The organism is Rhizobium anhuiense (assembly GCF_003985145.1).
Taxonomy (GTDB): domain Bacteria; phylum Pseudomonadota; class Alphaproteobacteria; order Rhizobiales; family Rhizobiaceae; genus Rhizobium; species Rhizobium anhuiense.
The window spans coordinates 834252-850485 of record NZ_ML133521.1; the positions used below are offsets into that span (position 1 = coordinate 834252).

The following is a 16234-nucleotide window of genomic DNA, read 5'->3' on the forward strand; positions in this document are numbered from 1 at the left end:
GTCCTGGTGTCGACCACTGCCTGGTCAGATCTAGCTTTCTGTGATGCGGCGATCCTCATCTGAGCCGATGGAGAGCTGCTTCCAGTCAAGGTCCTCCTGCAACTCGAGATATTGCGTCGCACCGATCTGGTCTGTATCGCGCAATTCCTCGAGGCGCTGGCGCTGGGCGAGAACGGCTGCGATGGTCAGGTCACGGCGCCGATTGAGCGGCGAGGTTCTGGCCGCATCGGTGGATGCTGTCCAATGATCCTTGCAGATCGTCCGGATCGCTTCGGCTTCAGTACCGCTTTCCTTCTCAAGCCGCTGAAAGGCGGCCTCGGCGAGCGACAAGCGGGCCGCCTTGAGTTCATCGCGCACTTCTGCCTGCCGACCGAGTTTCAGGAGATGGATCATCGGTGCCAGGGTCGCCCCTTGAATGACCAGGGTTGCAAGCACCACCGCGAAAGCCGTGAGCACGACCAGGTCTCGCTCGGGAAAGTCGGCAGGGAGTGCGAATGCCGTCGCCAGCGTAACAAGGCCGCGCATACCGGCCCAACCCACCAGCAAGGTTTCCCCGGATGTGAAAGGCGCCAATTCACGGCCGCGCCGGTGACGGGTCGCAACGACGGCGTGAAACAGGAACGCCATCGCCATGCGCGCCAGGATGACGCCGACCACCACGATCGCGGCAAATCCCACCGCCCGCTGAAGCTCTTCAGCCGACATCGCCTCAAGGATGCGGCGCGCCTGCAGCCCCATCAGCAGGAAAGCCACCACGTTCAAGAGGAACACGACCGTCGTCCAGACCGCGAAGGAATGCACCCGCATGCGTGGCGAATCCTCGACCGAAGAAAGGGTGGCGATGGTCATTGCGCTCGCCACGGTGGCAAGGACGGCCGACAGGTGCAGATGCTCGGCGATCAGCCAGGTCGAAAATGCGTAGACGAATTGAAACAGGGTCCCGCCGACGGTGTTTTCGGTTATCGGTCGAAGCCGCGAGACGACAAAGCCGAAAGCGATGCCGAATAGGATCCCTCCCGGTGCGGCGATAGCCACCTGAAGCGCCGTCCCGGCATCCAGCCCGCCCCGCGCTTGGACAGTGAGCGCGGCCCCGAAAAGCAGCAGCGCGGTCGCGTCGTTGAACAGGCTTTCTCCCTTGAGCAGGGCATCCACACGGCGGGCGACGGGCAAATTGGAAAGGACCGCCGTGGCGGCTGCCGCATCAGGTGGCGCGACGATTGCGCCCAGCGTGACCGCAACCGCAATCGGAAGCCCGACAGTCAGCATGCTGATCGACACGACGACACCTGTCGTGACGAGAACGGCGACGACGGCATAGAAGAACAGCGGCAGCAGCATGCGCCGCGCCGCACCCACCGGGAAGTCATAGGCCGAGTCGACAAGGACGGGGGCGATGAACAAGGCGAGCGCCGTCGGCGGATCAATCGGGATCGTCGGCGCGCCAGGCAGCATTGCCACGGCGACGCCGGCGGCAGCCAGAATGCCCGGGTAGGGCAGCCGCATGCGGCGCGTCACCTGCAGCAGCAGGATGGCAACCGCCAGCAATGCAACAAGTGTTTCGAAGAATGTCATGTCAGCATACTAGCAGGCTTTCGGGCCCGTTGAAGCGGGTGCAGCCTAGATGTAAAGCTTGTGTCGTATCAAGCTGGCGACGCAGCGGCGGAGGGCGACGATGGATTACGAGGTTGCTGTTGTCGGCGCTGGCGCGGCCGGCATTGCAGCAGCAAAAAAGCTGGTCGATGCCGGCCGCTCGGTCGTCATCCTGGAAGCCAGCAACCGCGTGGGTGGACGCGCCTGGACAATCGAAATGGCCGGGATGCCGCTGGATATGGGTTGCGGCTGGCTGCATTCTGCCGAGCGCAATCCTCTCGTCGCCATTGGCCGTGCAGCCGGGTTCACTATCGAGCGCGGGCGCACGGCGTGGCAAAGCCAGTGGCGCAATCTCGGCTTCACGCCGGATGAGCGGGCGGCTGCGGCGACTGCATGGAACGCGCTTGAGGAGCGGATGCGCGTCAATCCTCCCGCCAGCGACAGGGCTTCGGACGCGCTGGAGTCGGGCGGCGAATGGAACGCCTACTGCCAGTCGCTCAGCGGATATCTGAACGGCGCACCGCTCGATCGGCTCTCGGTCTCTGACTTTCTTGCCTATGACAATGCGGCAACCGATGCCAATTGGCGCGTGCGGGAAGGCTACGGAAGTCTGATCAGCGCCGCCGTTCCCAACGTGGCCTTGCGCCTTTCGACGCCCGTTCGAGCCGTGACCTTGACCGCGAACGGCGTCCAGCTGGAGACCGACCGCGGTCCTGTCACATCCGGTGCGGCAATCATCACGTCATCGACCAACGTTCTAGCCCGCGGAGCCATTATCTTCGACCCGGAGGCCGACGATCACCTCCACGCCGCAAGTCAGCTGCCGCTTGGCCTCGCAGACAAGCTGTTTTTGGAACTCCATGGCAATCATGGTCTGGAGCCGGAAACCCATCTGCTCGGCGACCCGCGAAATGCTGAGACCGGCAGCTATTATATCCGCCCGCTCGGCCGGCCGGTCGTCGAAGGCTTCTTTGGCGGAAATGGCGCCGTCGTCATCGAACGCGCGGGTTTACTGGAAGCATTCGCCTTCGCCCTGGACCAGCTGTCGTCGCTGCTCGGGAGCAATATTCGTCACCACCTGCGGCCCCTGGCAGCCTCTTCCTGGTGTCATACCGATTGGATAGGCGGCTCCTACAGCCATGCGCTGCCCGGCCATGCGGGCGCACGCGCAGTCTTGGCGCGTCCCGTCGGCGACCGGCTGTTTTTCGCCGGCGAGGCGACGCATCAGTCCGACTTCTCGACAGCCCATGGTGCGTGGCAAAGCGGATTGCGGGCTGCCGACCAGGCCGCAGCAGTTTAATGCCCTCGTGACATAGAAGGGCGAACTTCGTTCGCTTTGTTGATGGGAGAGCCGGCCCTACACCCGAAATGGCCGCGCCACCAACGCGAGAGGATAACGCAATGGCAATCCGTAGCGCCGGACTTCTCATATACCGGCGCGCTTCCGAGAATTACGAAGTCCTTCTCGTCCATCCGGGCGGACCTTACTGGGCGAAGAAAGACGAGGCTGCCTGGTCGATCCCTAAAGGATTGGTCGAGCCTGGAGAGGACGCACTCGCGGCTGCGAAAAGGGAAGCTGCCGAAGAGCTTGGTGTAACAATCGATGGCATATTCAGACCGCTTGGCGAATACCGGCAATCTGGCGGCAAGATTGTCGTCGTGTGGTCGATCGAAGCTGATCCAGTCCTGGATGTGAACGCGATTCGGAGTTCCGAATTTCAAATGGAATGGCCGCCAAGGTCGGGCCAGGTAAGAAGCTTTCCGGAGGTTGATCGCGCGGGTTGGTTTTCCTTAGCCGACGCAACGCTTAAACTGTTGAAAGGACAGCGACCGATGGTCGTCGACCTCCTGACGCATCTTGAGTGACCGGCCCCGCAAATTCCAGCTTCAGAGGCCCGCCTCGCCGCACTTATGGGTGAATCACGCAGCAGCCATGAATTGCTTCTGGAGGCCGCCGGCATGCGACAATCGCCGCCATCTGAATCAGATCGAGAAAATTGGAGCTGCGATCCGCAATCCGCGGCTTTTCAGCCATCCCATTTGCCACCCGGTTGCCAAAAAACCATGATTGCCTCACATAGATCACACATCGACCACAGGCATGAAGAATTGGATCGACGCTGGATGCGCATACACTACGTTTTTCTCAGTGCATTTCTTGCACTCGCACAGGCCGCCTATGCTGAAGTCGCGTCGCCGCCGGTCTTGGAGCCGCTGAAGCGGCAGGCGCAGGCCGCTGAGTTGAGCGCGCAATTCCTGTCGCGGTATAGCTATAAGCCCGTTCCGCTCGACGATGCCTTGTCGGCCAAGGTCATGGATGGGTTCATCAAGTCGCTCGATCCGGACCGCATGCTCTTCCTGCAGGCCGATGTCGACAGGTTCATGGCCGATCGCAACGAGATCGACGATGCGATCGAAAAGCAGGACCTGAAAATCCCGTTTGCGATTTTCAACGCCTATGAACAGCGCGTCGTCGACCGCATGACCTATGCGCGCGGCCTGCTGAAGCAGGGCTTCGATTTCAGTGCGCAGGAAGATTTTTCGGTGCTGCGCGATAAGGCGCCGTGGCCGCAATCGGATGCCGAGAGCAACGAGCTTTGGCGCAAGCGCGTCAAAAGCGATTGGCTGCGGCTGAAGCTCGGCGGCAAGACCGATGCGGCCATTCGCGAAACACTCGACAAACGATATGAAAACACGCTCGAGCGCGCTTACAAGTTTAAAAGCGACGACGTGTTCCAGTCGTTCATGGACGCCTATTCGACGTCGATCGATCCGCACACCGACTATTTCGGCGCGGCCGCTTCGGCCGATTTCAACGTCTCGATGAAGCTTTCGCTTTTTGGCATCGGCGCCGTGCTGCAGGAGCGCGACGACTACACGACGATCCGTGAGCTCGTGCCCGGCGGACCGGCGCAGCTCTCCGGCAAGCTTGCGGTCGGAGACCGCATTACCGGCGTCGGCCAAGGCAAGGATGGGGCGATCAAGGAAGTGGTGGGCACCCGCCTTGATGAAGTCGTGCAGATGATCCGCGGCAAAAAAGGCTCCGTCGTGCGGCTGGATATCCTGCCGGCCGATGCCGGAGCCGATGGCACGCATCGCGTCATCAGCCTGGTGCGCGATAAGATCACCCTCGACAAGCAGGCAGCCAGGAAGACCGTACTCTCCGTCAAGGCGGGCGATGCCACGCGCAAAATCGGGATTATCACGCTGCCGGTCTTCTATGAGGATTTCGACGCCAAGCGGAAGGGCGACAAGGATTACAAAAGCGCAAGCCGCGATGTCGCCAAGCTTCTCGGCGAGTTGAAGGACGAAAAGGTCGACAGCGTTCTCATTGATCTGCGCAACAATGGCGGCGGTTCATTGGACGAGGCGATCGATTTGACCGGTCTGTTCATCGGCAAGGGGCCGGTCGTTCAGCAACGCGGCAGCGACGGCAAGGTCGAGGTCAAAAGCGCCGATCTTGCAGCGCCTGTCTGGACAGGCCCGATGGGTGTCCTGATCAATCGCGGCTCGGCCTCGGCTTCGGAGATTTTTGCCGCGGCAATCCAGGACTATGGTCGCGGCGTGATCGTCGGCGAACCCAGTTTCGGCAAGGGCACCGTTCAGACGGTCGTCGATCTCGACCAGATCGTGCACAATAGCAAACCCGAATTCGGCGAGCTGAAAGTGACGATTGCCCAGTTCTTCCGGGTCAATGGTGGCACGACGCAGCTGCATGGCGTGACGCCTGATCTCAGCCTGCCGGGATTGTCCGATCCGACTGCTTTCGGCGAGACCAGTTATGACAATGCGCTGCCGTGGGCTGAGATCAAGCCCGCGAAATACCCGCGTGCCGAGACAGTCGCGACATTGCTTCCGGCATTGCAAAGCCGCCATGATGCGCGGGTCAAGACCGATCCGGACTTCCAGCGCCTGGTGAAAGACATTGCCGACCTCAAGGCGCAGCGCGAAAAAGGGGTCATTTCCCTCAACGAAGCCGAACGTCGCAAAGAAGCGGCGGCTCGCGAGAAACGGCTCAAGGATCGAGCCGAAGCAGGGGATGGCGAGGACCTTGGCGATGATGGCCTGGAGGCAGGCGAGCGCAGCCTGAGCGCCGATATTGCCATCGAGAATGCCCGCAAGAACGCCAAGGACGTCCTGCTCAACGAGGCAGCCGCCATTCTTGCCGACGAGGCGGATTTGCAGCAAGGCGTGCTCAAGGCAGCCACCAAACAATAAGGGAATGCGGACGGAAGACATAAGGCACTGCGAACTTCCTCCTCCTGGACCGGGTTAGCACGTCCGCATCAGCCAATTGCTGTTGATGACGGCGTCAGTCCCAATCCAGGAACAAGCCTGGAACTGTGGCTGATGCCCCTCGTTAGAGCGCCGTGCGTCCAAAAGGAGGCACGGCGCTCCAACACTTTCAATCCTCGCATCGTGCTTTCCGAAAATCGGATTTTCGGGCCGATGCGCTAGAAGGATGACGATGGAACCACGCCCATAGTCGGGACAGGTCGTTCCTGCTTCGGCGTCTTGTTTCCTTGCTCCTCGCCGCCGCTCAGTGCCTGGCGCACTTCATCCTCTTCCCAACCCGCCTCGATGGCCGAAGCCACGAGCCTCTCGATTTTCTCGGTTTCCGAATTGTGTGAAGTCTCATTCAGGTGGCGTCTGGCAGTCTCGAGACACTGACGGAGGTTGGACGCGCGGCTGGCGTCGTTACGATCGTAGCTTGGCGATGCGACGTAGGTCATTTGGAAGCTCCCTGTTGATCGGGAGAAACACCTCAAGAGACAGCCGGTTCCACTGCGTCAGCGTCGCCATCCGTCGTCTCGGGCTGCGCGACGGTGACGATGTCTCTGTTGGGCACGCTCATGGTCCTTCATGGACGACGACCACGGTATCTCCGCGCGATGACGCTTTCCGGAACCTGATGAATCTGCGTCAGAGGAATAGTCGTGCAGGCCGACCGTAACTGATCAACCGGACTGCAACGCGTGCGAGTCGCGGCAAAATTCAATCAATTGTTCCGAGGTCATGGGCCGTGCCAGCGCATATCCTTGCAGTATATGACAGCCGAGATCTTTCAGGATCTTCGCATGCTCCATCGTCTCCACGCCCTCTGCAACGATGTCGATGTTCTGTGATCGGCCGATTTCGATAATCGAGGAGACCAGACGGCGCTGCGATGGAGACGCGATGATCGGCTTGATGATCTCGCGATCGATCTTCAGCCGTCGCGGCTCAAATCGAAGCAGACTGACGATGCTGGCATGTTCGGTGCCGAAGTCGTCGATCTCGATTTCGATGCCGAGCTTTTTGACGGCTGGAATGATCTCGTTGAGAACAGGTTGAAGATCGTTGAAGGAGATCGTCTCGAGCAGCTCGAAACACAGGCGACCCTTGGCGATGGGAAGCTCGGACAGCTCGGCAAGCAGATTTGCCTGCGCCAGTCGGCGCGCTGAAATATTGACTGAGACACGGGGGATTTGCATTCCCAGGCTGTCCCATCTCGTCAGCTCGAACAGGGCCTTTTGCAGGATCAGCCTGTCCATGTCGCCGCTACGCCCCAGCTTTTCCGCGACGTCGAGAAATCTGATCGGGGCGAGCAGGCCCTTTTGCGGGTGGTCCCAACGGGCAAGCGTCTCGACGCCGGCAATGGCCAATGTGCTGGCATCGAACTGCGGCTGGAAGAATGCAACGAGTTCATCGCGATCGAGCGCGTGATTGAATTCGTCCGCCAGTTCTTTCGAATGGATCGCGGCGCTACGAAGCTCTTCGGTAAACACCGCCGCGCGGCCGCGGCCCGCCTTCTTCGCCTCGTACAGGGCCAGATCGGCATCGAGGAGCAATTGGCCGAGGTCCCGCCCGAGATCGGTCTCCCAGGCGACGCCGACGCTTGCCCCGACAACGCACGCCATACCGTCAATGAAGAGAGGTTGCTCGAGGGTCTCGACAATCTGCCGGGCCAATGCGTTTGCCTTCGGCTCCGGATCGGCGCTCCAGCTGGCGAAGATGAACTCATCTCCACCGATCCGAGCCGCAACGTCGTCTGGACCAGCCAAATCGGCAAGGCGCGAAGCCGTCCCCTGCAAGACCGCGTCACCGCCGGCATGGCCTTTCGTGTCGTTGATCTCCTTGAACCGGTCGAGGTCGATATGAATGAGGATCAGACAATCCTGTGCACGGGGTCTCGGCGGTTGCGCGATCATCCGGTCGACAAATCGTCGATTGGGAAGCCCCGTCAATGCGTCATGCAAGGACAGGAACTCCAGCCTCTGCCGGGCCCGAACGAGCTTTTTCTTGTGAAGGCGAAGCTTTTCGATCGTTCTTTGGCGCGATTTGGTCAGAAAGCCGATCCAGACGATCGGTGCAACGACACATAGTGACAGCAGGCTCGCGTAGAACTCAAAAATGCCGATCCCGCTCTTTTGGCCCCATCCGCGCTTCGGCAGTGCGGCGAGGGTCCAACGGCCATAGGTCATATCGACGGATGCCAGGACCGGCTTCCTGGAAAAGGTTGCCATGCTGCCGAAAAAGACCTGTTTGGGCTCGTTCGGCTCCGGCACGGTGCTGATGGCGAGTTCAAGCTCGGTCGAACCAAGACCGCTTTCCTGGTAGAGCCTTGGTATGTCGATGATGCCGGAAAGCAGTCCCCAAAAAATCTGGCTTTTTCCCTCAGTGATGTAAATTGGGTACCGGACCACGAAAGCGGTTCCACCTTGGACAAGCTCCACCGGGCCTGTGAGAACGATATTGTGGGTGTTGCGCGCCAGCATCGCGGCAGCCCGTTGCTTCTCATTGGTGCGGTAGTCGAGCCCGATGGCCTTTTCGTTTCCCTTCTCCGGATAGACCCACCTGACCACCATGTCGGGCGCGGCGGCGAAGCTTCGCAATTGTGAATCGGGCTGCAGGATCTGCGCGGCGAGTTTGGAAAATCCGTTCTGGCCCATCTCCGGATTGACTGCGATGCCGGCCGCCAACCCCTGCAACAGCTTCACATTGCTGTTGAGGTTCGTCTGAAGTCGGGAGGATATGGTGGCAAGATCGCCGGCGACGATCGAACGTTCCTCGGCCAGCGATCGCTCCAGCCGCCAGTTCGTTGCCACCCAGACGACGATTGCTGCAATAATCGCCGCAAATATTGCGGGAGCGAATGCGCTGGTATGGCTTATTGCGGAGCGAGCGAGATTTCTTCGAAACTTCATCAGGTTGCCGGCGTGGATGACAGACACTCATCCTTGCACGGTTTCTTTAAGGCAACGCTAAACTCGCCGGCGCCCTATGAAGGAAAGCCGCCTGCTTAGGTCGCCGGACTGAAATCGGCGGCCAGCACCGCGTCCCTGAGCGCGCGCGAGTAGGGATGCTGCGGGTTGTCCAGGACGGGGCGGGCCTGTCCGCGTTCGACGATTTCGCCTTTGCGCATGATGATGATGTTGTCGCTGATGTAATAGGCGGTGGCGAGGTCGTGGGTGATGTAGACGATGGAAAGACCGAGCTCGTTTTTCAGGCGGCCAAAGAGGTTGACGATGGCCATGCGCAGTGATGCGTCGACCATGGAGACCGGTTCATCGGCCACCAGCAGGCGGGGTTGCGGGATCAGCGCCCGGGCGATGGCGACGCGCTGAAGCTGGCCGCCCGACAATTCGTGGGGAAACCGGCCTTTCACTTCTTCAAGGGTCAGGCCGACATGGACGAGCGCGGCATCCGCCATCCGCTCCGCCTGCTGCCGGTCCGGCCGTTTTCCCGAGAATGAAAAATTGAGGGCCGTCTCGAAGAGATAACGGTCGACACGTTTCAGCGGATTGAAGGCTTCGAAGGGGTTTTGCAGCACCGGCTGGACCTCTTTCATGAAAGCCTTGCGTTCGGACCTGCTATGGATGGCAACGGTCCTGCCGCTGAATTGAAGCTCGCCTTCCGTCGGTTCGGTCTGGCCGAGGATCATTGCCGCGATCGTCGATTTTCCCGAGCCGGATTCGCCGACGATCGACAGGATCTCCGGCTCCGCTCCAAGTTCGAAGCTGACGTCCTTGACCGCCGTGATCAGGCGCCGGCCGAGCATGCCGCCCTGCCGGTAGACTTTCGTGACATGCGAGAGACGAAGAAGAGCGGTCAAACCTGATCTCCCGTAACGGCAAAACACGCCACGCGCCGCTGCGGCTCGACGGTGACCAGCGGCGGAACCTTCTGCGAGCAGATCTCCATGCGCTTGGGACAGCGCGGGTGAAACCGGCAGCCTTCCGGCGGCATGGCGAGGTTCGGCGGACGACCCTCCAGCGAAGGGCGGGCCGTCGCATCACCGATGCGCGGCAGGCTGCCGACGAGGTGCTGCGTATAGGGGTGGAGCGGTTTGTTGAAGAGTTTGGCGGTCGGCGCCTCCTCGACAAGACGCCCGGCATAGACAATGCCGATGCGGTCGGAGACCGTCGCATGAACCCCCATATCATGGGTGACGAACAGGAAGGACGAACCCATCTCGCGTTGGATTTCGCGGATCATCGATAGGACGTCGCGCTGAACGATCACGTCGAGCGCGGTCGTCGGTTCGTCGGCGATGATGAATTCCGGTGTCAGGATCGTGGCAAGCGCAATGGTCATGCGCTGGCGCATGCCGCCGGAGAGCTCGTGGGGATAGGCGTCGAGCAGATGCGGATCCAGCTTCAGCCGTTGCAGATGGGTGGCGACCCTTTCGAAAAACTCATTCCTGCCGACCTTCATGTGGCGAAAGGCGAAATCGGTGAAGGAATGACGGATCCGGCGCACCGGATTGAGCACATTCATCGAACCCTGCATGATATAGGACAGATGCCGCCAGCGCAGAGCCAGGCGCTCCTCCGGCCTCATTGCATAGATATCCTGGGTGCCGCCGTCGAAATGGAATGTCACCTTTCCCGAGACGACCCGGAGCGGCGGCCGGATCGCGCCGGCGATGGTCTTGATCAAGGTCGTCTTGCCGCTGCTCGATTCGCCGGCAACGCCATAGACCTCGCCGCGGGCGATCGTCAGGCTGATATCGTCGACGGCGCGCACCTCGCGATCGACGCCGTAGAGGAAGGCACGGTAATAGGCTTTCAGATTCTCAATTTCGACCAAAGGATCCATACTAACTTCCCATCCGGTTGAGCCGGCTGCGCGGATCATTGTATTCGTTCATCGACATGGACAGCAGGAAGAGCGCCAGGAAGAGGACGACGATGACGGCGACGGGGGCGGCCACCCACCACCATATGCCTGATATCAGCGCCGAATGCGCATTGGCCCAATAGATCATCATGCCCATGGTCGGCGTCTCGATATCGGTGAAGCCCAGCACCGACAGGGTGATCTCCATGCCGATCGACCAGATCATGTTGTTCATCGTGGTGGCGAAGACGATCGGCAGAACATAGGGCAGGTGCTCCTCGACGAGGATCTTGCGCATGCTCATGCCGGAATAGACGCTCTGGGTGGTGAAGGATCTCGTCTTCAGGCTGATCGCCACCGAACGGATGAGGCGTGCATCGTAGGACCAGCCGAGCGAGGCCATGATGACGATCAGCACTGTCCAGGTCATGCTGTCCTTCAGTACGAAATAGAAAAGGATCAGCAGCGGAAATTGCGGAATGACCATGACGCTGTCGTTGATGGCCATCAGCACCCGGTCGACCGCGCCGCCGGCATAGCCGGCGACGAGGCCGACGACCAGCGAAATGATGCGTGAAATGAAGGCGACGCCGATGCCGAAAAACAGGGTGTTGCGGAGCGCGGTTGTCAGTTGCCAGAAAACATCCTGGCCACGCGATGTCGTGCCGAGCCAATATTCGCCATCGGGCGGCATATCGGGCGGCAGAAGATAGATGTCGGTCGCGCCGTACGGCGAGAAGTAGGACATGATGACCAGCCCGACGATGACGGCAAAGAGCAGCAGGCCGCTGAGGAATTCCATATTCTGGCGCGCGAGGTCGCGGACGATCGTAAACATGCTCTATTCCACCTTGATGCGCGGATCGATCAGCGGGCTCAGAATGTCGATGATGAACACGGCGGCGGCAACGCCGACGATCGACAATGCGCTGAGGCCGAGCACCAGACTGTAGTCGCCGGCATGCACCGCTTCGATCAGCAGGTTTCCGATGCCCGGATAGCCGAAGACGATTTCGGTAATGACCGTGCCGTTGAAGATCGCGCCGAGCGACATGGCAAGCCCGGTGAACTGCGGCACCATGGCATTGCGGGCGATATAGGAGCGCAGAATCTTGCGCTTCGGAACGCCGCCCAGCTCGGCGAAGACGACGTAATCCTCGGTGATGATGTTGGAAACGAGCGCGCGCATGCCGATCAGCCAGCTGCCGGCGCCGACCATGATCAGTGACAAGGCCGGCAGGATCGAGTGTTTCAGGATATCGAGGACGAGGGCAAAGGAGAGGTCGAGATTGGCGTTCATCTCGTAGCCGCCATTGATCGGCAGCACCGGCCAGAGATAGCCGAAGACAATCAGAAGCACGAAGGCCAGGATGTAATAGGGAATGGGAAGCAGGGCGATGAAGACGAGGCTGACGGCCTTCAGCACCATGTCCTTGCGGTAATAACCGGCGAGCGCGCCGATCGCATTGCCGAGGACGAAGGTGATCAGGGTCGACACCGACATCAGCCCGATGGTCCAGGGCAGGGACCGCAGGATGATGGTGGAAACGGGGGTGGGAAAAGCCGAGAGCGAGGGACCGAGATCACCGGTCGCAAGCCGCAGCCAGAAATGCAGGTATTGCTGCCAGATCGAGCCCTCCATGCCGTAAAGCTCGCGAAGCGACTGGCGCATCAGTTCGATCGCATTCGGATCGGACTGCCCCATCTGGGTGATGGCGCCTATGCTTTCTTCGACCGGATCGATCGGGGTCAGGTGGGTGACGAAGAATGTTATCGTCACGCCAAGAAATACAACAAGCAGAAACTGACCGAACCGCTTCAGCACAAAGATCAGATAGGACGTCATAGGGCGGTGGTTCCTCTCTGGTTCCCTTCATCAAGTGGAAAGGATCGACGGACATGCCACATGCCCGTCGATTAGGGGGCCGGCGCGCAACACTCGCGCCGGCGTTGGGAGGATTATTTCGGTTGTGCCGGCTTCAGCTTGACCATCATCAGCCTGGAGTTGGCCCAATTCGGCACCGGATCGGTATAGGGGTCTGATATCGTTGGATAACCGGTCCAATAGGTCGTATCCATCGAGGTGAAGACGTTATAGGACATCAGCGGGATCGTCGGCATTTCGCGGGCCACCAGCTTCAGATAATCCTTGCCGAGCTCAACGCCCTTCGGATCATCGGCGCTGATGCCGCGAATGCTTTCGATGATCTTATCGAGATCCGGATTGCTCCAGCGCTGCCAGTTGCGCGGCGGCTGATTGTCACCCTTCTTGGCCACGAACTGCGAATGCCAGCTGTCGAGGAAGAACGACAGATCGGGATCGCCGCCCCAGGTTTCGACGCTCCAGGCGATCGCCACCTGGAAATCGCCGGGCTGGAGTGCCGTCTGCCAAAGTTTCGCGGCCGGCACGGCTTTGGCGTCGATACCGAAGGCGGCCCATTGCTGCGCAATCAGCGTCCCGGCCCGGGTGAAGACCGAGCGGGTGTCGCCCTCGACCGTCATCCGGATCTTGAAGGGCTGTCCATCCGGGGTCAGCCATTTGCCGCCGGATTTCTTGAAGCCTGCCTTCTCCAGCAGTTCGCCGGCAGCCTTCGGATCCGGTTTCCACCAGCCATAGCCGAAGGCACCGCTGATTGCCTGCGGGTCGGTCGGGATCTGGTCCTTGAACTTCGGCTGCTTGCGCAGGATATCGGCGATCTGTTGCCCGACCGTCGGGTCATAAGGCTTGATCTTGCTCTTGCCGGTATCGATCTCGAAATCCTTCAGCCAATCCTGCATCGGCGCCTGATAGTCCTTCATCGTGGCCGCCGTCGGCGGCACGCCGAGAGCCGACAGCGTCGCAGCGCCGCGGTAGCTCGCCATGTCAACGGCCTTGATGTCGATCAGCAGGGCAAGCGCCCAGCGTACATCGGCGTTGTCGAAGGGCGGATTCTGGGTGTTGAAAATGACAGCCGGAAGTGTCGGATCCGGATGGGCGAAGGGGAAGCCCGGGAACCAGGTCTCGATCGACTTCGATTTTTCCTTCAGCGTGAACATGCCCTCGGGCGTGTTGTCGTGAATGATATCGAGATTGTGCTCGAGCTGAGCGATAGTGCGTTTATCCGGCGGGCCGGGATCGGTATAGGTCACGTATTTCGGGGCCGGCTCGCCGAAGCGGGCAAGCGATGTCCGCTGCCAGTCGTCACGCTTCTCCCAGGTATACCACTTGCCCTGGGGATCGTAGGACTTGAGCTTGTAGGCGCCGAGCGAGACGGGATTGGCGAAATCATAGCGAAGCGGATCTTCGACTTTCTCGAAGACATGCTTGGGCATGATCCAGGCGCCGTTCCAGCGAACGGTGAAGATGGCGTGGAAGCGCGAATTGGGCTTCTTCAGCTTGAACACCACAGTCGAGGAGTCGGTCGCCTCGACGCTTGCCACCTGCACCGAGAAGGCAGCACTCCAGACCATGCCGGGGTGATCCATCTGCGTCTTGACGGTATAGACCACGTCGTCTGCCGTGAACTCCACGCCGTCGCTCCAGAAGAGCCCCTTGCGCAGTTTCACGGTCATCTCGGTGAAGTCGGCATTATATTGCGGCTTGTCGGCAGCCAGCGAATTGTCCCAGGTCGCGCCGCCAAGCCCTTGTTCGGGGTCGATATACCAGAGCGTATCCATGGTCAGCTGCTGCAGGCCGGTCGATACGCCGCCGCCGCCATTGACCCAGATGTTGAACCAGCCGGGATTTTTGATCGTCCCTTCCGGATTTTCGACGATGAGCGTCTCCTTGCGCGGCAAGGAGGTGTAGTCATCAGCCTTGGCCGCCGCTGTCAGGCCGAGTGCGGCCAGCGCGACGCCAAATGCGAGCCTCTTCCACTGTTGCATGAACTCCTCCCTAGAAAGCGACGATACGGCGGCCGCAAAGGCACGCAGGGGCACGTCGCGGTTGTCGGTTCGCAGAGGCAGAGCCTCAGTGAACCATCCCTCCGGCCCGCCTGCCTCCTCGCAGTGAGCCGAATATCTTCAGCCGGGGCTTACCCGGCGACGGCTGTCACACCGACAGCCGGATGACATTGTAGGACAGCGGTTTCAGCGCTGTCCGCACCCGTCCATCCTCGACCTTCGCAGTCTCGACATTGACCGGAGCGACCGTCTTCGGCCGCGCAGCCGTATTGACGGCTTCCAGGTCGCCATGGGTCATCTCCACCTGCTCGACCACCCGGGCGGCTCCGAAACCTTCCAGCCGCACGTCGAGATCGAGCGCCGCGTTCGGATGACGGTTGACGGCAAAGAAGGTGAGCTGCCTGCCGTCTTCGGAATGGACGGCCGATACGTCGAGATAGGGGACGTCGTTCTCTTCGTCGCTGTCATAGGTCGGGCCGTCGACGACCAGCTGCAGCGCCGAGCCGCGGCCATATCGGGAAGCGTAGTAGAAGGGGTAATAGATCGTCTGGCGCCAGGCCGCACCGCCGTCCTCGGTCATAATAGGGGCGATGACGTTGACGAGTTGGGCGATGCAGGCGATGCGCACCCGGTCGGAGCGGCGGATGAAGGTGTTCAAAATGCCGCCGACCTGCAGCACGTCTTCGAAATTATAGATATCTTCCAGGAGATGCGGCGCATCCGGCCATTCGTCGCGCGCCAGGATCTCCTTGTCCTGCTGGTTGGAATGATACCAGACGTTCCATTCGTCGAAGGAAATGCCGATCGTCTTCTTGGAGCGTTTTTTCGCCTTGATGTAGTCGATCACGCCGCCGATTGTGGTGATGTAGCGGTCGAGTTTCGTCGCGCGGGCGAGATAATTGAGCGTATTTTTCTCGCGATTGGCAAAATACATGTGCAGCGAAATATGGTCGGCGCTGTCATAGCACTGGTCGAGAACCTGAGCTTCCCACTCGGGATAGGTCTTCATATCGGAATTGGACGAGCCGCAGACCACGAGTTCGAGCGATTTGTCGAAGCCGCGCATGGCTTTGGCCGTCTCATCCGCCAGCCGGCCATATTCATAGGCCGACTTGTGACCGACCTGCCAGGGCCCATCCATCTCGTTGCCGAGGCACCACAATTTGACATCGTGCGGATTGGACCAGCCGTGCTTGCGGCGCAGGTCCGACCAGTAGGTGCCGCCGGGATGATTGCAATATTCCAGGAAATTGCGGGCGGCATCGAGGCCGCGTGATCCGAGATTGACGGCGAGCATCGGCTTGGTGTTGGCCTTCTTGCACCAGTCGACGAATTCATTGACGCCGATCTGGTTGGCTTCGCGGGTGCGCCAGGCAAGATCGAGGCGAACCGGGCGCTCCGAACGCGGGCCGACACCGTCTTCCCAATTATAGGCCGAGACGAAATTGCCGCCGGGATAACGGCAATATGGCGTGTCGAGCTCACGCACAAGATCGAGCACGTCGCGGCGAAATCCGTCCTCGTCGGCTGTGGGATGTCCGGGCTCATAGATGCCGCCGTAAATCGCTCTGCCGAGATGTTCGAGAAATGAACTGTAGAGCCTGGCGTCAATGGTCGCGACGCGGAAATCGCGGTGGGCAACGACATTCGTCTTCAACGG

At 60.4% G+C, this 16234-nt stretch carries 12 protein-coding genes; 3 read left to right on the forward strand and 9 right to left on the reverse strand.

Going from position 1 to position 16234, the window contains the following annotated elements:
- Positions 1 to 30: 30 nt before the first annotated feature.
- The gene (locus EEQ99_RS04095; protein ID WP_047612815.1) at positions 31 to 1572 is read right to left on the reverse strand and encodes a cation:proton antiporter; all 1542 of its coding nucleotides are present in this window, start codon (positions 1570 to 1572) and stop codon (positions 31 to 33) included.
- A 100-nt stretch (positions 1573 to 1672) separates the two neighbouring features.
- On the opposite strand from EEQ99_RS04095, the gene EEQ99_RS04100 reads away from it, so the two are divergent.
- From EEQ99_RS04100 to EEQ99_RS04110, 3 genes are all read left to right on the forward strand, one after another.
- The gene (locus EEQ99_RS04100) at positions 1673 to 2890 is read left to right on the forward strand and encodes a flavin monoamine oxidase family protein (RefSeq protein WP_063475999.1); all 1218 of its coding nucleotides are present in this window, start codon (positions 1673 to 1675) and stop codon (positions 2888 to 2890) included.
- Positions 2891 to 2991: 101 nt separating this feature from the next.
- Positions 2992 to 3456, forward strand: a complete 465-nt coding sequence (locus EEQ99_RS04105) for an NUDIX hydrolase (RefSeq protein WP_063476000.1) — start codon at positions 2992 to 2994, stop codon at positions 3454 to 3456.
- Between the two features lie 258 nt (positions 3457 to 3714).
- Positions 3715 to 5808, forward strand: a complete 2094-nt coding sequence (locus tag EEQ99_RS04110) for a carboxy terminal-processing peptidase (RefSeq protein WP_063476001.1) — start codon at positions 3715 to 3717, stop codon at positions 5806 to 5808.
- Between the two features lie 236 nt (positions 5809 to 6044).
- Here EEQ99_RS04110 and EEQ99_RS04115 read toward each other — a convergent pair whose 3' ends face one another.
- The 8 genes from EEQ99_RS04115 to arfA form a co-directional block, all read right to left on the reverse strand.
- On the reverse strand, positions 6045 to 6323 hold the full coding sequence (locus tag EEQ99_RS04115) for a hypothetical protein (RefSeq protein WP_047612826.1): 279 nt from the start codon (positions 6321 to 6323) through the stop codon (positions 6045 to 6047).
- Between the two features lie 225 nt (positions 6324 to 6548).
- A complete protein-coding gene (locus tag EEQ99_RS04120) occupies positions 6549 to 8777 on the reverse strand; it encodes a bifunctional diguanylate cyclase/phosphodiesterase (protein ID WP_127430034.1) in 2229 nt (742 codons plus the stop codon).
- Positions 8778 to 8872: 95 nt separating this feature from the next.
- Complete coding sequence (locus EEQ99_RS04125; RefSeq protein WP_127430035.1) at positions 8873 to 9685, reverse strand: ABC transporter ATP-binding protein; 813 nt, start codon at positions 9683 to 9685, stop codon at positions 8873 to 8875.
- Entirely contained in the window at positions 9682 to 10671 is a 990-nt protein-coding gene (locus EEQ99_RS04130) for an ABC transporter ATP-binding protein (protein ID WP_127430036.1), read from the reverse strand. Before EEQ99_RS04130 ends, EEQ99_RS04125 begins: the two co-directional genes overlap by 4 nt.
- 1 nt (position 10672) lies before the next feature.
- Entirely contained in the window at positions 10673 to 11530 is an 858-nt protein-coding gene (locus EEQ99_RS04135) for an ABC transporter permease (RefSeq protein WP_047612835.1), read from the reverse strand.
- Between the two features lie 3 nt (positions 11531 to 11533).
- Positions 11534 to 12538 carry an ABC transporter permease gene (locus EEQ99_RS04140; protein ID WP_127430037.1) on the reverse strand — a complete coding sequence of 335 codons (1005 nt, stop codon included), beginning with the start codon at positions 12536 to 12538 and terminating at the stop codon, positions 11534 to 11536.
- A gap of 113 nt (positions 12539 to 12651) precedes the next feature.
- Complete coding sequence (locus EEQ99_RS04145; protein ID WP_127430038.1) at positions 12652 to 14556, reverse strand: ABC transporter substrate-binding protein; 1905 nt, start codon at positions 14554 to 14556, stop codon at positions 12652 to 12654.
- Between the two features lie 166 nt (positions 14557 to 14722).
- A complete protein-coding gene (gene arfA, locus EEQ99_RS04150) occupies positions 14723 to 16231 on the reverse strand; it encodes an arabinosylfuranosidase ArfA (protein WP_047612843.1) in 1509 nt (502 codons plus the stop codon).
- Between the last annotated feature and the right edge of the window lie 3 nt (positions 16232 to 16234).